A 15,288-nucleotide genomic window follows, 5' to 3' on the forward strand; every position below is an offset into this window, starting at 1 on the left:
CCGCGGGTAGGGTGTCGGCATGACTCGCGAGTGGACCGAGCGGGATGTCGCCGGCGTCGTGCGTCTGCCGACGCACTCCGATGACAAGTATTCCCGGGGCGTGCTGGGTGTGCGCACCGGCTCGCGCGTCTATCCCGGCGCCGCCGTGCTCGGTGTGGAGGCGGCGTGGCGCACGGGTCTGGGCATGGTGCGCTACCTCGGCGCGGCCGCGGATCCCGTGCTGGCACGGCGCCCCGAGACGGTCACGGCACCGGGGCGGGTGCAGGCCTGGCTCATCGGCTCGGGCACGGATTCCGCGACCCGCGACGCCGACGAGACGGCGGCGATCCGCGGAATCCTGGCACAGAACGAGCCCGTCGTACTCGACGCCGGTGCCCTCGACCTCGCTCCCGGGGCATCCGCGCCGCTCATCGTGACACCGCACGCGCGGGAACACGCCGTGCTGCGAGCGGCGCTCGGGCTCGGCGACGGCACGGGCGATCGACGCACCGACGTCGCCGAGACGGCGCGCAAATTGGGCGGGGTCGTGCTGCTCAAGGGGGCGATGACGCTCATCGCCGACGGGTCCGAGGTCATCGACGTCGACGTCGACGTGCCGTGGCTCGCGACGGCCGGGACGGGCGATGTGCTCGGCGGCGTCCTCGGCGCGCTCGTCGCTGCTGCTCACGCGGTTCCGGATGCCGCTCCGCCGCTGCCGCACCTCGCGGCCTCGGCCGCGTGGCTGCACGCTCGCGCCGCTCGGGTCGCGGCATCCGCTCTCGGTCCGCGCGGCGGTCCGCTCACGGCGCTGGATGTCGCCGAGGCGCTTCCGCGCGCGATCGGCGGCGTGCTCGCGCACTCCTGAGCGCCTCGGCGGCCACCCCCTACGATGGGAGCGTGTCGAGGCGGGCAGTGCTGTGGGTCGCGTTCGCGCTCGTGCACATCGTCGTCGCCGGCCTCGGCTTCGCCCTGCCCCATCAGCCCATGGGCGACGTCTATCTCGTCTACGAACCGTGGGCGCTGCAAGCGCTCGACGGGCGCGGCATCCCGGGAATCGCCGAGGACTGGATCTATCCGCCGGTCGCCCTCCTGCCGCTGCTGGCCGCGCAGGCCCTCGAGTGGATCGCGGGATACGAGATCGCGTGGGCCCTACTCGTGACGGCGTGCGATGCGCTCGCCTTCAGGATGCTCGTCGGGGATGCGCGATCGCGCGGACGCCGGCACGCCGCGTGGTTCTGGCTCGCGTTCGCCCTGCTGCTCGGTCCCGTCGGGATGTACCGGCTCGACGCCGTCACGGTGCCGCTCGCCGTGGCGGGCTGCCTGTGGCTCGTCGGCCGGCCCTGGCTCGCCTCGGTGCTGCTCGCCGTCGCGACCTGGATCAAGGTGTGGCCCGCAGCGCTGCTCGCCGCGGCCTTCCTCGCGGTGCGGCGCCGCGTGGCGGTCGTCTGCGGGGCCCTCATCGTGAGCGCCCTCGCGCTCGTGACGGTCGCCCTGCTCGGCGGAGCCCCGCACGCCCTCGGCTTCGTGACGGCGCAGACGGGACGGGGCCTGCAGGTCGAAGCGCCCGTCAGCATGCTCTACCTGTGGCTCGCGGCCGCGCGCGCGCCCGGTGCATCCGTCTATTACGACCCCGTCATCCTCACCTTCCAGGTCACCGGCCCGCAGGTCGACACCGTCATCGCCGTCATGACGCCGCTTCTGATCGCCGTGCTCGTCGCCGTGGCGGTGCTCGGGGCGATCGCCGCCCGGCGAGGGGCGCCTTTCGTCGCGCTCTTCCCGCCGCTCGCGCTGGCCCTCGTGCTCGCCTTCATCGTCTTCAACAAGGTCGGCTCACCGCAGTACCTCACGTGGCTCATCGCGCCGCTCGTCGTCGGCCTGGTGATCGCGCGGGATCGCTGGCGCCGACCCGCGGCGCTCGGGCTCCTGCTCGCGGCGCTGACGCAGGTGGTCTACCCGCTCACGTACGGCGAAGTGCTCTCGGCCGACCCCGTCGCGGTCGGCATCCTGACCGTCCGCAACGCGCTTCTGATCGTGCTCTTCGTCTGGACCGTCGTGCGGCTGATCCGTCTCGTTCGGGGCCGCCGCGCGGCATCCGCTCTCGTCGGGACCCCACGAAAACCGGAGGTAACACCATGATCATCGCCTTCTCGGTCGCCCCCAGCGGCACCGGCTCGACCGACGGCTCGGTGCACGACGCCGTCGCCGCCGCCGTGCGCGTCGTGCGCGCGAGCGGCCTGCCGCACCGCACGACCTCGATGTTCACCGAGATCGAGGGGGAGTGGGACGACGTGTTCGACGTCGTGCGCCGCGCGACCGAGGCCGTCATGCCGTTCGGATCGCGCGTCTCGCTCGTGCTGAAAGCCGACATCCGGCCGGGGTGGACGGGCGAGCTCGACGCCAAGGTGGAGCGCCTCGAAGCCGCGATCGACGCCGACGAGACCGACTGAGTCGAATCGATTCGCCGCGGGTGCCGCGACGCGGCTAGCATGACCCGGTGATCTCCTCTCCGCCGAGGAGGGGTGCGGCGAGGTGGGCGCTCCTTTCCCTCGCCATCGGCAGCTTCGGCATCGGCATGACCGAGTTCGTCGTCATGGGCCTGCTGCCCGACATCGCGCAGGACCTGCTGCCGGCGACGTGGTCGGCGAGCCAGGACGACGCGATCGCGCAGGCCGGCTGGCTCATCACGCTCTACGCGCTCGGCGTCGTCGTCGGCGCCCCCACGATCGCGGGCCTGGTCGCCAGGCATCCGCGCCACCGCGTCATGATCGGGCTGGCTCTCGCCTTGACGGTGGGCAACGCCCTGACGCTCGTCATGCCGACGTTCGAGCTCGTCGCCGCGTCGCGCTTCGTCGCGGGCCTGCCGCACGGCGCATACTTCGGCATCGGCGCCCTCGTCGCCGCCGACGTCCTCGGTCCCGGCAAACGCGCCAAGGGCGTCGCGTTCGTGCTCACGGGCCTGACCGTCGCGAACGTCGCGGGCGTGCCGCTGGGCACATTCCTGGGGCAGCAAGCGGGATGGCGTGCGGCCTTCCTCGTCGTCGCGGCGATCTTCGCCGTCGCCACGATCGCCATCGCCTTCTCGGTGCCGCGGCACGCGGGAGACCCCGGACGCACGTTCCGTGCGGAGCTCAAGGTGTTCCGGATCGGCCAGGTGTGGTTCGCGCTCGCGATCGGGTCGGTCGGGTTCGGCGGATTCTTCGCCGTGTACAGCTACGTCGCGCCGATGGTGACCGAGCTCACGGGGTCGCCGGCGTGGGTCGTGCCCATCGTGCTCATGCTGATGGGCGTGGGCATGATGATCGGCAACATCATCGGCGGACATCTCGCCGACGTCGACCTCAAACGCTCCCTGCTCGGCGGGCTCATCGCGCTCGCGGTCGTGCTGATCCTCGTCGCGCTCACGGCGCAGTGGATCTGGACGCTCGGGCTCTTCGTCTTCTTGACGGGACTGGTCTCGTCGGTGCTCGTGCCCACGATCCAGACGCGGCTCATGGATGTCGCCGAAGACAACCAGTCGATCGCCGCCGCCGTCAACCACTCGTCGCTCAATCTCGGCAACAGCATCGGGGCTTTCGTCGGCGGCACCGTGATCGCGGCGGGATGGGGCTTCACCGCCCCCGCGTGGGCCGGAGTCCTGCTCGCCGTCGGCGGTGTCCTGCTCGCCGCCGTGAGCCTGTCGCTCGAGCGCCGCCGCGTCGCGGCCGGGCGAGGTGCGGCGCGACTGCCGCATAGGCTGGGCGGGTGACCCGCCATGACGAAGCCGCGCGCGTGATCTCCGACGCGGTCGACGGAGCGCGGCCGCGCCGCCCCGCCGACGCCGACGACCCCGACATCCCCGTCGCTGCGACGGTCGTGGTCGTGCGCGACGGCACGGACGGCGCCGAAGTGCTCGTCATCCAGCGTCCCGATCGGGGCTCGTTCGCGGGGGCGTGGGTCTTTCCCGGGGGCAAGCTGGACGATGCCGACCGCGAGAGCGCCGACGAACCGGAAGAAGCCGTCGTGCGTCGCGCCGCCGTGCGCGAGACGTGGGAGGAGACGGGGCTCACGCTCGCCCCCGACTCCCTCGTGCCGCTGTCGATCTGGGATCCCCCGCCCGGGATCCCGCTGCGCATCCGCACGTGGTTCTTCGTCGCGGCGGCATCCGGTGTCGACCTCGTGCTCTCCGAACACGAGGCCGTCGCCGCGGAGTGGGTGCGTCCCGGCAGGCTGCTGGAGCGACACGCGCGCGGCGAGGCGACGCTGTATCCGCCGACCTGGGTCACCCTGCACGGCTTCGAGCACGAGGTCTCGGCCGAGGGCGCGCTCGGCGCCGCACGACTCGGTGGGCTGCGCCGCTTCGACTCCGTCGCGCGTACGGGGCCGAACGGGCCGTTCATGCTGTGGCCCGAAGACGCCGAGTTCGATCCCGACGCCCCGCGGGCGGGCACGGCCCGGCACCGCCTCGAAGTCGGCGCGCTGCCGTGGACCTACATCCGCACCGACTGATCAGGCGGCCAGCAGGCGTCGCAGATGCGCGCCGACGGCGGCGGTCTCGATGAGGAACCCGTCGTGGCCGAAGTCGCTCGCCAGCACCACGACGCCGTCGTCGACGAGCGTGCGGATGCCGCGCCCGATGCGCTGCTGACCGTCGATCGGGAAGAGGCGGTCACTGTCGATGCCGAGCACGAGCGTGGTCGCCGTGACACGTGCCAGGGCGTCCTCGACGCCGCCGCGGTCGCGTCCGATGTCGTGCGAGTTCATCGCCTCGACGAGCGTCAGGTAGCTGTTGGCGTCGAAGCGGCGCGTGAACTTGTTGCCGTGGAAGTCGAGGTAGGACTCCACGGCGAACCGGCCCCCGTGCCCGAGGGGACTGACGACCGACTGCCACGAGCGCTGGAAGCGCTGATTGAGCTCGGTGGGGGAGCGGTAGTTCAGCAGTGCCATGCGCCGCGCGAGCGCGAGCCCGCGGTGCGGCCCGTCGCCGTCGCCCGAGTCGTAGTATTCGCCGTTCTGGAAGCGCGGGTCGATGCGGATCGCCTCGAGCTGCACCGAGTTGAGGGCGATCTGGTCGGCGGTGTTGATGGGCGGCGCCGACAGGACGGCCAGTCGCTCGACGCGCTCCGGATGACCGATCGCCCACTCGAGAGCGTGCATCCCGCCCATCGATCCGCCGATGACGCCCGCCCACGCGTCGATGCCGAGCGCGTCCGTCAGCGGAAGCTGCGCGGCGACCTGGTCGCGGATCGTCAGGTACGGGAATCGCCCCGCCCATTCGTAGCCGTCGGGCGCGATGCTCGAGGGGCCGGTCGAGCCCTGGCATCCGCCCAGCATGTTGGGGGCCACGACGAACCAGCGGTCGGTGTCGATGGGCGCGCCGGGTCCGACGATCGACTCCCACCAGCCCGACGTGGGGTGGCCGGGGGCGGCGGCGCCGCGCACGTGGCTGTCGCCGGTGAGGGCGTGCAGGATGAGGACCGCGTTGTCGCGCTGCGGTGACAGCTCGCCCCACGTCTCGTACGCCAGGCGGTAGCCCGGCAGCTCCGCGCCGCCCTCGGTGCGGAACGGACCGAACGACGCGAAGTGCCGGTCGCCGACCGGATCACCGTCACGCCAGGCCCCCGTCGCGGGAGGCCGCCCCAGCAGCATCCGAGCGTCCGCCTCGGTGACGGGAGCGGAGGGAACGGTGTCCTCCGAGGTCTGCCAGTCCATGGGTGCCATTCTCTCCCGCCCCGGCCGACCGCCGCCCCGTGTTACGTCGCCCCCGCCCCGGCTTCTCCTCGCGGGAAGGGGTCAGGCGCGGGCGGCCTCCGAGAGGCGGCGCGCGGCGGCGAGCGCCTGCTCGAGGTCGGCCTTGATGTCGTCGATGTTCTCGAGCCCGACCGAAAGGCGCACGAGGCCCGGCGTCACTCCGCCGGCGAGCTGCTCCTCGGGCGTGAGCTGCGAGTGGGTCGTCGACGCGGGGTGGATGACGAGCGAGCGCACGTCGCCGATGTTGGCGACGTGGCTGAACAGCGTGAGCGAGTTGACGAACTCGCGCCCCGCGTCGACGCCGCCCTTGAGCTCGAACGAGAGCACGGCGCCCACGCCCTTCGGCGCGTAGGTGTTCGCCACGTCGTACCAGGGCGAGGTCGGCAGCCCGGAGTAGTTCACCGACGCGATGTCGTCGAGGCTCTCGAGCCACTCGGCGATCTCCTGCGCGTTCTGCACGTGGCGCTCGATGCGCAGCGACAGCGTCTCGATGCCCTGGATGAGGTTCCAGGCGCTCTGCGGCGCGATGGCGGGCCCCAGGTCGCGCAGCAGCTGCACGCGTGCCTTGATGATGTAGGCGAGGCCGTCGCCCACGGCCGCCGTGTAGCTCGCGCCGTGGTAGCTCTCATCGGGCTCGGTGAGACCGGGGAACTTCTCGACGTTCTTGGACCACTCGAACGTGCCGCCGTCGACGATGACACCGGCCATCGTGGTGCCGTGTCCGCCGAGGAACTTCGTCGCCGAGTGCACGACGATGTCGGCGCCGTGCTCGAACGGCTTGATGAGGTACGGCGTCGCGATCGTGTTGTCGACGATGAGCGGCAGGCCGTTCTCGTGGGCGATGTCGGCGACCGTGCGGATGTCGAGCACGTTGATCTTCGGGTTGCCGATCGTCTCGGCGAACAGCAGCTTCGTGTTCGGCCGGATCGCGCGGCGCCACTCCTCGGGGTCGTCCTGATCGTCGACGAACGTCACGTCGACGCCGAGCTTGGCCAGGGTGAACTTGAACAGGTTGTAGGTGCCGCCGTAGATCGAGCTCGACGAGACGAAGTGGTCGCCGGCCTGTGCGATGTTGAGGATCGCGAAGGTCGTCGCCGACTGCCCGCTGGCGAGCAGGAGTGCTCCCGTGCCGCCCTCGAGCGCCGCGAGTCGCTGCTCGACGACGTCCTGCGTCGGGTTCTGGATGCGCGTGTAGATGTTGCCGAACTCGGCGAGGGCGAACAGGTTCGCGGCGTGCTCGGTGTTGTCGAAGACGTAGGCGGTGGTCTGATAGATCGGCGTCGCCCGCGACTTGGTCGTCGGGTCGGGCGCGGCGCCCGAGTGGATCTGCTTGGTTTCGAAGCGCCAGTTCTCGGGTGCGGACATGAGTGCTCCTGAAGGTTCGGGTGGTGGCTGGTGGAGGCGCGGCACGGGCCGCGACCTCATCCGAGCGTAGGGCGGCGGCGGGCGACGGACAACGCGGGGGAAATGTTACGTAACGTCGGCGGGTAGCGTGGAGGCATGGTTACCAGGCGTGCAGTCGTGACGGGTGCGAGTTCGGGGATCGGCGAAGCGGCGGCGCGTGCGCTGCGCGCGCGCGGATGGGATGTCGTGGGCGTCGCACGACGCGCCGAACGGCTCGCGAAGCTCGAGGCCGAGATCGGCATCGCCGCGTTCGCCGCGGATCTGACCCGCGACGCCGACGTCGCGGCGCTCGCGGACTGGCTCGCCGACACGGGCCCCGTGCACGCGCTGGTGCACGTCGCCGGCGGTGCACGCGGCACGGACCGCGTCGAGGACGGACGCGTCGAGGACTGGCAGTGGATGTTCGATGTCAACGTGCTGTCGGCGCAGCGCGTCGTCGCCGCGATCCTTCCGCTGCTGCGTGACGCCGCGGCATCCGACGGTCACGCCGACACGCTGTTCGTCACCTCCACCGCGGCCCACAACGCCTACGCCGGCGGCGCCGGATACAACGCAGCGAAGGCCGGCGAGGCGATGCTCGCGCATGCCCTGCGCCTCGAACTCAACGGCGAGCCCATCCGCGTCATCGAGATCGCGCCCGGCATGGTCTACACGCCCGAGTTCACGGTCAACCGGCTCGGCGGCAATCGGGCCGCGGCCGAACGCGTGTACGAGGGCGTGGCGGATCCGCTCACGGCCGACGACGTCGCCGATGTGATCGCGTACGCGCTCGATGCACCCGGTCACGTCAATCTCGACCTCGTCACGATGCGCCCCGTCGCCCAGTCGGCGCAGCACCTGCTCGCGCGCGGCACCCTCACGGTGCGCGGCGGCCGCGAGGACTGAGCACCGCGGTGGCGACGACCCTGCCCGAGCTCGCGGGCGCCGGTCTGATGGATCCCGGGTGGGCCGACGCGCTCGCGCCGGTCGCCGACGACATCGCGGCGCTCGGTGAGCGGCTGCGGGGCGAGGTCGCGGCGGGGCGCGGCTACCTGCCGGCGGGGGAGCGCGTGCTGCGGGCGTTCCAGCGTCCCCTCGCCGATGTGCGCGTGCTCATCGTCGGGCAGGACCCCTATCCGACGCCCGGCCACCCCATCGGGCTCTCTTTCGCCGTCGAGAGCGGCGTGCGTCCGCTGCCGCGCAGCCTGACCAACATCTACCGCGAGCTCGAGACCGACTTGGGCCTGCCGCCCGCGCCGCACGGCGATCTGTCCGCGTGGAGCGATCAGGGGGTCATGCTGCTCAACCGCGTGCTCACCGTCGCGCCCGGACAACCCGCGTCGCACCGCGGCTGGGGCTGGGAGCGTGTCACCGAGCACGCGATCCGCACGCTCGTCGCCCGCGACACGCCGCTCGTGGCGATCCTCTGGGGGAGGGATGCCGCGGGCCTGCGCCCGCTCCTCGGTGCGACGCCCGTCGTCGAATCGCCGCACCCGTCACCCCTTTCGGCGAGCCGCGGCTTCTTCGGGTCGCGCCCCTTCTCGCGGGCCAACGCACTCCTCGCGGAGCGGGGTGCCGAGCCCGTCGACTGGCGCGTGTCCGCTCCGCCCGGCACGGCCGGCTGACGCGCTCGTTCTCTCCCGGCGCGCTGTCGTCCGCGACACGCTCGTTCTCTCCGGTGCGCGGACCGGCCGGCGGCTCACGACCCCCAGGCCCGGACGGCGTCGACGAGCGCGCGCCACGCGCCCGTGAGCTCGGCGTCGGCGAGCTCGGCGTCATGCTCGCGGTCGTCGTCGCAGCGGGCGTGGATGCGCCAGACGAAGCGATCCGCCCCGCGCGGCGGATCGCACGGGTCGGCCACGGCGTCCCACGGGCACTGCTCGATGAGCTCGATGAGCACGGGCGCCTCGTCGGGGCCGGGCTCGGCGCGCCACGCGCGGCGCATACCCGCGACCCCGCCCGTGCGGGTGACCACGACGACGGGCACCGGGTCAGGCTGCGTGCGTTGCATCCACATCGACGCCGACGCCCGCCCAGCCGGCACGGACGGCGGCGACCTCCTCTGACTCCTCACCGTACTCCGCCGCCGAGGCCCGCACCGTCGCGTCGGCGAACGCGACGAAGTCGGCATCGGGGGCGAGCGTGCCCGACGTCAGCGCGCGGTACCAGATGCGGCCGGCGCGCTCCCACGCCCGCCCGCCGAGCGCCGTCGCGACGAGATAGAACGCGTGGTTGGGGATGCCGGAGTTGATGTGCACCCCGCCGTTGTCGTCGGGCGTCACGATGAAGTCGCGCATGTGCGCCGGCTGCGGGTCACGGCCGAGGACGTCGTCGTCATAGGCGGTTCCCGGTGCCGCGAGCGAGCGCAGCGCGTGGCCTTCGACGGCATCGGTGAAGATACCCTCGCCGACCAGCCATGTCGCGTCGTCGGCGGTCTGGCCCAGATGGTGCTGCTCGGCGAGGACACCCAGCACGTCGGCGACCGACTCGTTCAGCGCGCCGGACTGGTCGCGGTACTCGAGTCCGCCCGAGGACTCGACGATGCCGTGCGCGAGCTCGTGCGCGATGACCGTCAGCGACCGGGTGAATCCCGTGAACACCTCGCCGTCGCCGTCGCCGAACACCATGCGTTCGCCGTTCCAGAACGCGTTGTCGTAATCGCTGCCGTAGTGCACCGTCGCCAGCAGCTCACCCCCGAGCCCGTCGAGACCGTTGCGGGCGAAGGCATCCCACAAGAAGTCGAACGTGATGCCGAGGCCGTCGAACGCCTCGTCGACGGCGGCGTCGCCCGACGCGGGGTCGTCTTCGCCGCGCACGTGCACCCCCGGCAGCGTCTCGCGGTTCTGCGCGTCTGAGATCGTGCGGTCGGGACCGGGCGCCGTCTCGACCACGAGCGAGCCGTCTTCGTCGATCGAGAGCTGAAGCCGAGTGCGCTGCGGGCGGTAGTCGCGCGACGCGAGGAGCGTCGCCCGGGCGGCCGCGGCCGCCCGGGCCCACTGCGGCTCCTGCACCGCGGCGATGCGGGCGAGCAGGTACGGAGGGACGATCGCTGTCATGCTGCGAGAGTAGCCCCGGCGCCGGACATCGCGGCAGGTCAGGTGTCGGGGTCGATGACGGGGATCGAGGCGAGGAGTCGCCGCGTGTACGACACCTGCGGCTGCAGCAGCACCTTCTCGGTGGGGCCCTCTTCGACGATGCTGCCGTCCTTCATGACGATGACCTCGTCGCAGAGGTTCTGCACGACGCCGATATCGTGCGAGACGAGCACGAGGGTGAGGCCGTCGCGCTCGCGCATCTCGGCGATGAGGGCGAGGATCTGCGCGCGCACCGTGACATCGAGCGCCGACAGCGGCTCGTCGCCGATCAGCAGCCGCGGCCGATGCACGATGGCGCGCGCCAGGGCGATGCGCTGGCGTTGACCGCCGGAGAACTCGTGCGGGAACCGCGCGGCCATGTCGGCCTCGAGGCCGACCTGCGAGAGCACCTCCCGCACGCGGGAGCGGCGATCGCCGTCGATGCCCAGCGCCCACAGCGGCTCGCCGATGATCCGGCCGATGCTCATGCGCGGATCCAGCGACGCGTACGGATCCTGGAAGACGATCCCCGTCTCGCGGCGCAGCCAGTGCAGCGCACGAGCCGGCGCCCTCGCATCGACGCGGCGGCCGTCGAACTCGACCGTCCCCGCCGTGGGGGTGTCGAGAGCGAGCAGCAGCCGCACGAGCGTCGACTTGCCCGATCCCGATTCGCCGATGATCCCCAGCGCGGAGCCTTCGCGCACATCGACGTCGGCGTCGTCGAGAGCCGTCGTGAAGGTGCGCTTCTCGAACAGGGTCCGCTTCGGCACCGCGTGTCGGCGCGTGAGCCCGCGCCCGCGCAGCAGCACGTCGGATCCGGCGCTCATCGGTCGACCCCGGGTCGCCACAGCGTCGCCGTCGCATCGCGCAGGAGCCCCTCCGTCACGACGGATGCCGGCGCCGTGAGCAGCTGCGCCACGGGGGCGTCCTCGACGACGCGGCCGTGCTCGAGGACGATGCCGTGCGTCGCGATCCGCGACAGCACCGCGAGGTCGTGCGTGATGAAGACGAGCGACATGCCGTCGTCCTTCACGAGGGAGTGCAGCAGCTCGAGGATCTCGGACTGGATCGTCACGTCGAGGGCCGTCGTCGGCTCATCGGCGATGAGCAGGCGCGGGCGGCATGCGAGCGCCATCGCGATGGCGACCCGCTGACGCTGCCCGCCCGAGAGCTGGTGCGGGTAGCGCGAGACGATGCGGGCGGGATCGGGCAGCGCGACGCGCGCCGCCTCGACGACCGCGCGAGCGGCGGCATCCTTCTTCGATGCGCGCTCGTGGATCCGCACGGACTCGGCGATCTGCCTGCCGACCGTGCGGATCGGATTGAGCGCCGTGCGCGGCTCTTGGAAGACGATCCCGATCTCATCGCCGCGGATCTCGGCGAGCTCACGGTCGCTCAGGCCGAGCAGCTCGCGCCCGTTCCAGCGGATCGACCCGGTCGCACTCGCCTCGTCGGGGAGGAGGCCCAGGATCGCCAGTGCCGTGAGCGACTTGCCCGACCCGGACTCGCCGATGAGGCCGAGGCGGGCTCCGTCGGGCACCGCGAACGATGCGCCGTCGACGACGCGTCGCCCGGCGATCTCGATCACGAGATCGGTCACTTCGAGGCTCACGCGACCACCTCCGGCACGGGGATGCGGGCGGCGCGTCGCGCGGCGCCGCGGCTGAGGGTCGGGTCGGTCGCCTCGCGCAGGCCGTCGCCGAGCAGATTGAGCCCGAGGACGGTCAGGGTGATCGCGAGTCCCGGCCAGACCACCGAGAGCGGATGCACCGTGATGTAGGCCTGCAGATCGCGCAGCAGGACACCCCACGACGGCTCGGTGACGGGCGCGCCGAAGCCGAGGTACGACAGCCCCGCCTCGGCGAGGATCGCGACGGCCATGCCCCACGACAGCTGCACGATGAAGACGGGTGCGACGTTGGGGAGCAGGTGCCGGAACAGGTTCTGGGCGGGGTTCAGGCCCGACGCACGCCCCGCGAGCACGAAGTCGCTGTGCAGGACGCGACGGAGCTCGGGCCGGGTCACCCGCGCGATGTTGACCCCGAATCCGATCCCGACCGCCCAGATGACGACCCACAGGCCTCCGCCCCACACGGCCGAGATCATCATGGCGATGATGAGCACGGGGAAGGCGATCAGGATGTCGACGAAGACGGCGACCGATTCGCGCACCCACCGTGCCGTGAGCGCGCCGAGCGCAGCGAGCGAGACGCCGATGACGGTCGCGATGATGCCCGCCCCGACGGCGACGAAGATCGCCGTGCGCGAGCCCGCCATGATGAGGCTCAGGATGTCGCGCCCCGATCCGTCGGTGCCGAGCAGGTGCGGCCAGCCCGGCCCCGCCCAGCGGTTCGAGATGGCGACCTGCTGCGGATCGAACGGCGTCCACACTCCCGCGACGAGGGCCGTGAGGGCGATCGCGGCCACGACGATGAGGCCGAACCGCCCCGTCGTCAGGCGCCACAGCCGGCCGAGCCATGCCCAGCGGCCCGGTGCGGCATCCGTTCGTGTCACGATGCCTCCCGCTGGCGGGGGTCGATCGCGCGGTGCGCGAGGTCGACGAGGAATCCGACGATGAGCACGAAGCCGGTGAGCACGAGCAGCTCGCCCTGCACCTTGGGCAGATCACGCGCGCCGACGTCGGCCACGAGCATGCGACCGACTCCGGGCAGGGTGAACAGCTGCTCGATCACGACGGCGCCGACGATGATGCCCGCGACCTGCAGACCGAGCACCGTGATGACCGACAGGCCGACGACCGGAAGCCCGTGCCGGATGAGCGCGGCGTTGCGGGTGAGCCCTTTCGCGGCGGCGGTGCGCACGAAGTCCTGCCCGACGGCCTGCAGCGTCGCGCTGCGCACGAACCGCAGCAGCATGGCTCCCTCGACGATGCCGATCGTGAGCGCGGGCAGCAGGAGCGACCGCAACGCCGCCCCCGGCTCGTTCCACCCCGCCCGGGGGAACCCCTGCGCGGGAAGCCACCCGAGCCAGACGGCGAAGACGACGACGAGCATCATGCCGGCCCACACGACGGGCACGGCGGCGAGCAGCTGTGCGCCGACGTTCAGTGCCGTGCCGTCGGCGCGGCCACGGCGCATCGCCGACAGCACACCGAACGGCACGCTGATGAGCAGCGCGATGACCATCGACATGATGCCCAGGGGCACCGTCACCTGGGACTTCTCGACGAGTTCGTCGACGACGCCCGACCCCGTCAGCAGCGACGTGCCGAGGTCACCGCGGAAGATGCCGCCGATCCAGTCTGCGTACTGCGCCGTGAGGGGCCGATCCAGGCCCAGCTGCGCGCGGATCGCGTCGACCTGCGCGGGGGAGCTGCCCACCCCGGCGATGAGCTGCGCGACGTCACCCGGAAGCACGCGCAGCGTCAGGAAGATCAGGACGCTGGCGACGAACAGCCCGACGATGAGCAGGGCCGACCGCGTCAGCGCGTACCGGATCACCCGTCGCTCTTGGTCAGCTCTGCCAGGTTGAGGCGCTCGTTCACGTTGATCGAGGGCATACTCGCGATGTTAGTGCCCACGGCGACGACGGAGGCGCCGCTGAACAGCCAATCGGCGGCCGCGTCTTCCGACACGAGGCGACCGGCCTCGGCCAGCAGTCGTGAGGCCTCGGCTTCGTCGACCGCCGCGAGGGACTGGGCGAACAGCTCCTGCACCTCGGGGTTGTCGTAGGTGAAGTAGTAGTCGGGATCGGCCCAGTTCTCGAAGTCGCGTGCTTCGGTGTGCAGCACGAAGCTGAGCTCGTAATCCTTGTTCGTGTACACATCGGTCAGCCACGTCGGGAAGTCCACCGACTCGACTTCGAGCGTGATGCCCACTTCGTGCAGGTTCGACACGAGGATCTGCGGGATCGTCGTGGCGTAGAAGTTCGGGATCGTCAGGGTGAGGTCGATGTCCTCGGCTCCGGCCTCGGCGAGCAGCTCGCGCGCGGCAGCGGGGTCGTGGGGGGCGACGTCGGCGAGGTCCTCCCAGCCGGGGTCGAGCTCGGGGATCGGGCCGTAGAGCGTCGAGCCCGACGCGAGGGCTTCGACGAAGGCGTCGTGGTCGATCGCCTGTCGGATCGCCTGGCGCACGCGCTCGTCGGCGAGCGGGCCGGACGTCTGGTTCATCGCGAGCGTGCCCTTGTCGGTGGACTGCCCGAGCACGACGGTGAAGTCGCCGCCGGCCTCGATCTGCTCGGCCAGGTTGGCGTCGAAGCCCGTCACGACGTCGATCTCGTTCGCGAGGGCGGCGTTGAGGGCCGCCTGGTTGTCGGGGATGTAGTCGAAGACGACCTCCGCGACGCCCGCGGCATCGCCCCAGTACTCGGGGTTGCGGTCGAACGTGATGCTGTCGCCCTGGCGCCACGTGCCGAAGGTGAACGGTCCCGTGCCGTTGGCCGACGTCTTGTAGTCGACGGTGTCGTCCTGCTTGAGGATGACGCCCGCACGGCCCGTGAGGTTCCACAGCAGGCTGGAGTCGGGCTCCTCGAGGCTGAGCGTGACCTCTTGGCCGTCGGCCGTGATCGAGGTCACGTTGGCGAGGCGCCCGGAGTCCCGCCATGCGGGGGTGGCCTTGCGGGTCTCCAGCGACCACACGACATCTTGCGCCGTGAGTTCCTGACCGTCGTGGAAGAGGACCCCCTCGCGCACCGTGAAGGTGTACTCGAGCCCGTCGGGCGAGACGGCCCAGTCCTCGGCGAGGGCGGGCACGATGTCCTGCTCGGGTGTGCGCGCGACGAGCCCCTGGTAGATGTTGTCCATCAGGATCTGGTCCAGCGCCGCTCCCGCGGTCTCGCGGATGTCGAGGTTGCCCGGTTCGAGCACGAGCCGGATCGCGACCGATGCGTCGGCGTCGGGGGAGCCCGTCGACGTCGGCGCCGGGTCTGGGCTCGCGCACGAGCTGAGGAGCAGCGCTCCCGTGACGACGAGGCCGGCGGCGAAGGCTGTGCGGCGGTGCATGCGAGTCCTTTCGGAGGGGCATCCGATGCTGTTCGGATGCCGGCCTCGAGGTGGGTGATCGGCAGGTTCGACCAGTGCGGAGACAAGCCTAGAGTTCCCCGGGCCCGCCAGAACAATCCGTGACGCGCGGGGCGGGCTGATCCGGGCGCGGGAGGGGAGCCGTCT

Annotated in this window: 16 protein-coding genes; 7 read left to right on the forward strand and 9 right to left on the reverse strand. The window is 71.6% G+C overall.

All coding sequences use genetic code 11. The features are described 5' to 3' along the window. Nucleotides 1-19 precede the first annotated feature (19 nt). From ACWICD_RS02215 to ACWICD_RS02235, 5 genes are read left to right on the forward strand one after another with little or no spacing between them, the layout of a single operon-like run. Complete coding sequence (locus ACWICD_RS02215) at nt 20-844, forward strand: ADP-dependent NAD(P)H-hydrate dehydratase (RefSeq protein WP_376129797.1); 825 nt, start codon at nt 20-22, stop codon at nt 842-844. A 32-nt stretch (nt 845-876) separates the two neighbouring features. Beyond that, the gene (locus ACWICD_RS02220) at nt 877-2,115 is read left to right on the forward strand and encodes a glycosyltransferase 87 family protein (protein ID WP_376129794.1); all 1,239 of its coding nucleotides are present in this window, start codon (nt 877-879) and stop codon (nt 2,113-2,115) included. Further along, nucleotides 2,112-2,426: a thiamine-binding protein gene (locus ACWICD_RS02225; RefSeq protein WP_376129791.1), complete on the forward strand. Its 315-nt coding sequence runs from the start codon at nt 2,112-2,114 to the stop codon at nt 2,424-2,426. The genes ACWICD_RS02220 and ACWICD_RS02225 overlap by 4 nt, the downstream gene beginning before the upstream one ends. 50 nt (nt 2,427-2,476) lie before the next feature. Beyond that, nucleotides 2,477-3,724 (forward strand): MFS transporter, encoded by a 1,248-nt coding sequence (locus ACWICD_RS02230; RefSeq protein ID WP_376129875.1) that lies wholly within the window; start codon nt 2,477-2,479, stop codon nt 3,722-3,724. Next, on the forward strand, nt 3,721-4,464 hold the full coding sequence (locus ACWICD_RS02235; protein ID WP_376129788.1) for an NUDIX hydrolase: 744 nt from the start codon (nt 3,721-3,723) through the stop codon (nt 4,462-4,464). The genes ACWICD_RS02230 and ACWICD_RS02235 overlap by 4 nt, the downstream gene beginning before the upstream one ends. On the opposite strand, the gene metX is transcribed toward ACWICD_RS02235, so the two are convergent. Together metX and ACWICD_RS02245 are read right to left on the reverse strand one after the other, a co-directional pair. Beyond that, complete coding sequence (metX, locus tag ACWICD_RS02240) at nt 4,465-5,667, reverse strand: homoserine O-acetyltransferase MetX (protein WP_376129785.1); 1,203 nt, start codon at nt 5,665-5,667, stop codon at nt 4,465-4,467. Nucleotides 5,668-5,748: 81 nt separating this feature from the next. Beyond that, the gene (locus ACWICD_RS02245) at nt 5,749-7,071 is read right to left on the reverse strand and encodes a bifunctional o-acetylhomoserine/o-acetylserine sulfhydrylase (RefSeq protein ID WP_454139150.1); all 1,323 of its coding nucleotides are present in this window, start codon (nt 7,069-7,071) and stop codon (nt 5,749-5,751) included. Between the two features lie 135 nt (nt 7,072-7,206). Between ACWICD_RS02245 and ACWICD_RS02250 the strand changes: the two genes are divergently transcribed. Both ACWICD_RS02250 and ACWICD_RS02255 read left to right on the forward strand, forming a co-directional pair. Then, nucleotides 7,207-7,995, forward strand: coding sequence for an SDR family oxidoreductase (locus ACWICD_RS02250; RefSeq protein ID WP_376131178.1), 789 nt, complete (start codon nt 7,207-7,209; stop codon nt 7,993-7,995). Nucleotides 7,996-8,003: 8 nt separating this feature from the next. Continuing rightward, a complete protein-coding gene (locus ACWICD_RS02255) occupies nt 8,004-8,714 on the forward strand; it encodes a uracil-DNA glycosylase (RefSeq protein WP_454139151.1) in 711 nt (236 codons plus the stop codon). Between the two features lie 74 nt (nt 8,715-8,788). On the opposite strand, the gene ACWICD_RS02260 is transcribed toward ACWICD_RS02255, so the two are convergent. Genes ACWICD_RS02260 through ACWICD_RS02290 form a run of 7 tightly spaced genes read right to left on the reverse strand, consistent with a single transcriptional unit; the run spans nt 8,789 to nt 15,123 of the window. Further along, nucleotides 8,789-9,076: a protealysin inhibitor emfourin gene (locus ACWICD_RS02260; RefSeq protein ID WP_376131172.1), complete on the reverse strand. Its 288-nt coding sequence runs from the start codon at nt 9,074-9,076 to the stop codon at nt 8,789-8,791. 4 nt (nt 9,077-9,080) lie between these two features. Further along, nucleotides 9,081-10,145 (reverse strand): M4 family metallopeptidase, encoded by a 1,065-nt coding sequence (locus ACWICD_RS02265; RefSeq protein WP_376131169.1) that lies wholly within the window; start codon nt 10,143-10,145, stop codon nt 9,081-9,083. 38 nt (nt 10,146-10,183) lie between these two features. Further along, nucleotides 10,184-10,990, reverse strand: a complete 807-nt coding sequence (locus tag ACWICD_RS02270; protein ID WP_376131166.1) for an ABC transporter ATP-binding protein — start codon at nt 10,988-10,990, stop codon at nt 10,184-10,186. Continuing rightward, complete coding sequence (locus ACWICD_RS02275; RefSeq protein ID WP_376131163.1) at nt 10,987-11,775, reverse strand: ATP-binding cassette domain-containing protein; 789 nt, start codon at nt 11,773-11,775, stop codon at nt 10,987-10,989. The genes ACWICD_RS02270 and ACWICD_RS02275 overlap by 4 nt, the downstream gene beginning before the upstream one ends. After that, a complete protein-coding gene (locus ACWICD_RS02280; protein ID WP_376131160.1) occupies nt 11,772-12,677 on the reverse strand; it encodes an ABC transporter permease in 906 nt (301 codons plus the stop codon). Before ACWICD_RS02280 ends, ACWICD_RS02275 begins: the two co-directional genes overlap by 4 nt. Further along, on the reverse strand, nt 12,674-13,624 hold the full coding sequence (locus ACWICD_RS02285; RefSeq protein WP_376131157.1) for an ABC transporter permease: 951 nt from the start codon (nt 13,622-13,624) through the stop codon (nt 12,674-12,676). Before ACWICD_RS02285 ends, ACWICD_RS02280 begins: the two co-directional genes overlap by 4 nt. Further along, complete coding sequence (locus ACWICD_RS02290; protein WP_376131154.1) at nt 13,621-15,123, reverse strand: ABC transporter substrate-binding protein; 1,503 nt, start codon at nt 15,121-15,123, stop codon at nt 13,621-13,623. The genes ACWICD_RS02285 and ACWICD_RS02290 overlap by 4 nt, the downstream gene beginning before the upstream one ends. Between the last annotated feature and the right edge of the window lie 165 nt (nt 15,124-15,288).

The sequence above is a fragment of the Microbacterium sp. NPDC055357 genome, from assembly GCF_053644835.1.

Coding starts and splice junctions, on each gene's coding strand:
- ACWICD_RS02215 (WP_376129797.1), top strand. CDS start 20: ATGACTCGCGAGTGGACCGAGCGGGATGTCGCCGGCGTCGTGCGTCTG.
- ACWICD_RS02225 (WP_376129791.1), top strand. CDS start 2,112: ATGATCATCGCCTTCTCGGTCGCCCCCAGCGGCACCGGCTCGACCGAC.
- metX (WP_376129785.1), bottom strand. CDS start 5,667: ATGGACTGGCAGACCTCGGAGGACACCGTTCCCTCCGCTCCCGTCACC.
- ACWICD_RS02245 (WP_454139150.1), bottom strand. CDS start 7,071: ATGTCCGCACCCGAGAACTGGCGCTTCGAAACCAAGCAGATCCACTCG.
- ACWICD_RS02250 (WP_376131178.1), top strand. CDS start 7,207: ATGGTTACCAGGCGTGCAGTCGTGACGGGTGCGAGTTCGGGGATCGGC.
- ACWICD_RS02265 (WP_376131169.1), bottom strand. CDS start 10,145: ATGACAGCGATCGTCCCTCCGTACCTGCTCGCCCGCATCGCCGCGGTG.
- ACWICD_RS02270 (WP_376131166.1), bottom strand. CDS start 10,990: ATGAGCGCCGGATCCGACGTGCTGCTGCGCGGGCGCGGGCTCACGCGC.
- ACWICD_RS02290 (WP_376131154.1), bottom strand. CDS start 15,123: ATGCACCGCCGCACAGCCTTCGCCGCCGGCCTCGTCGTCACGGGAGCG.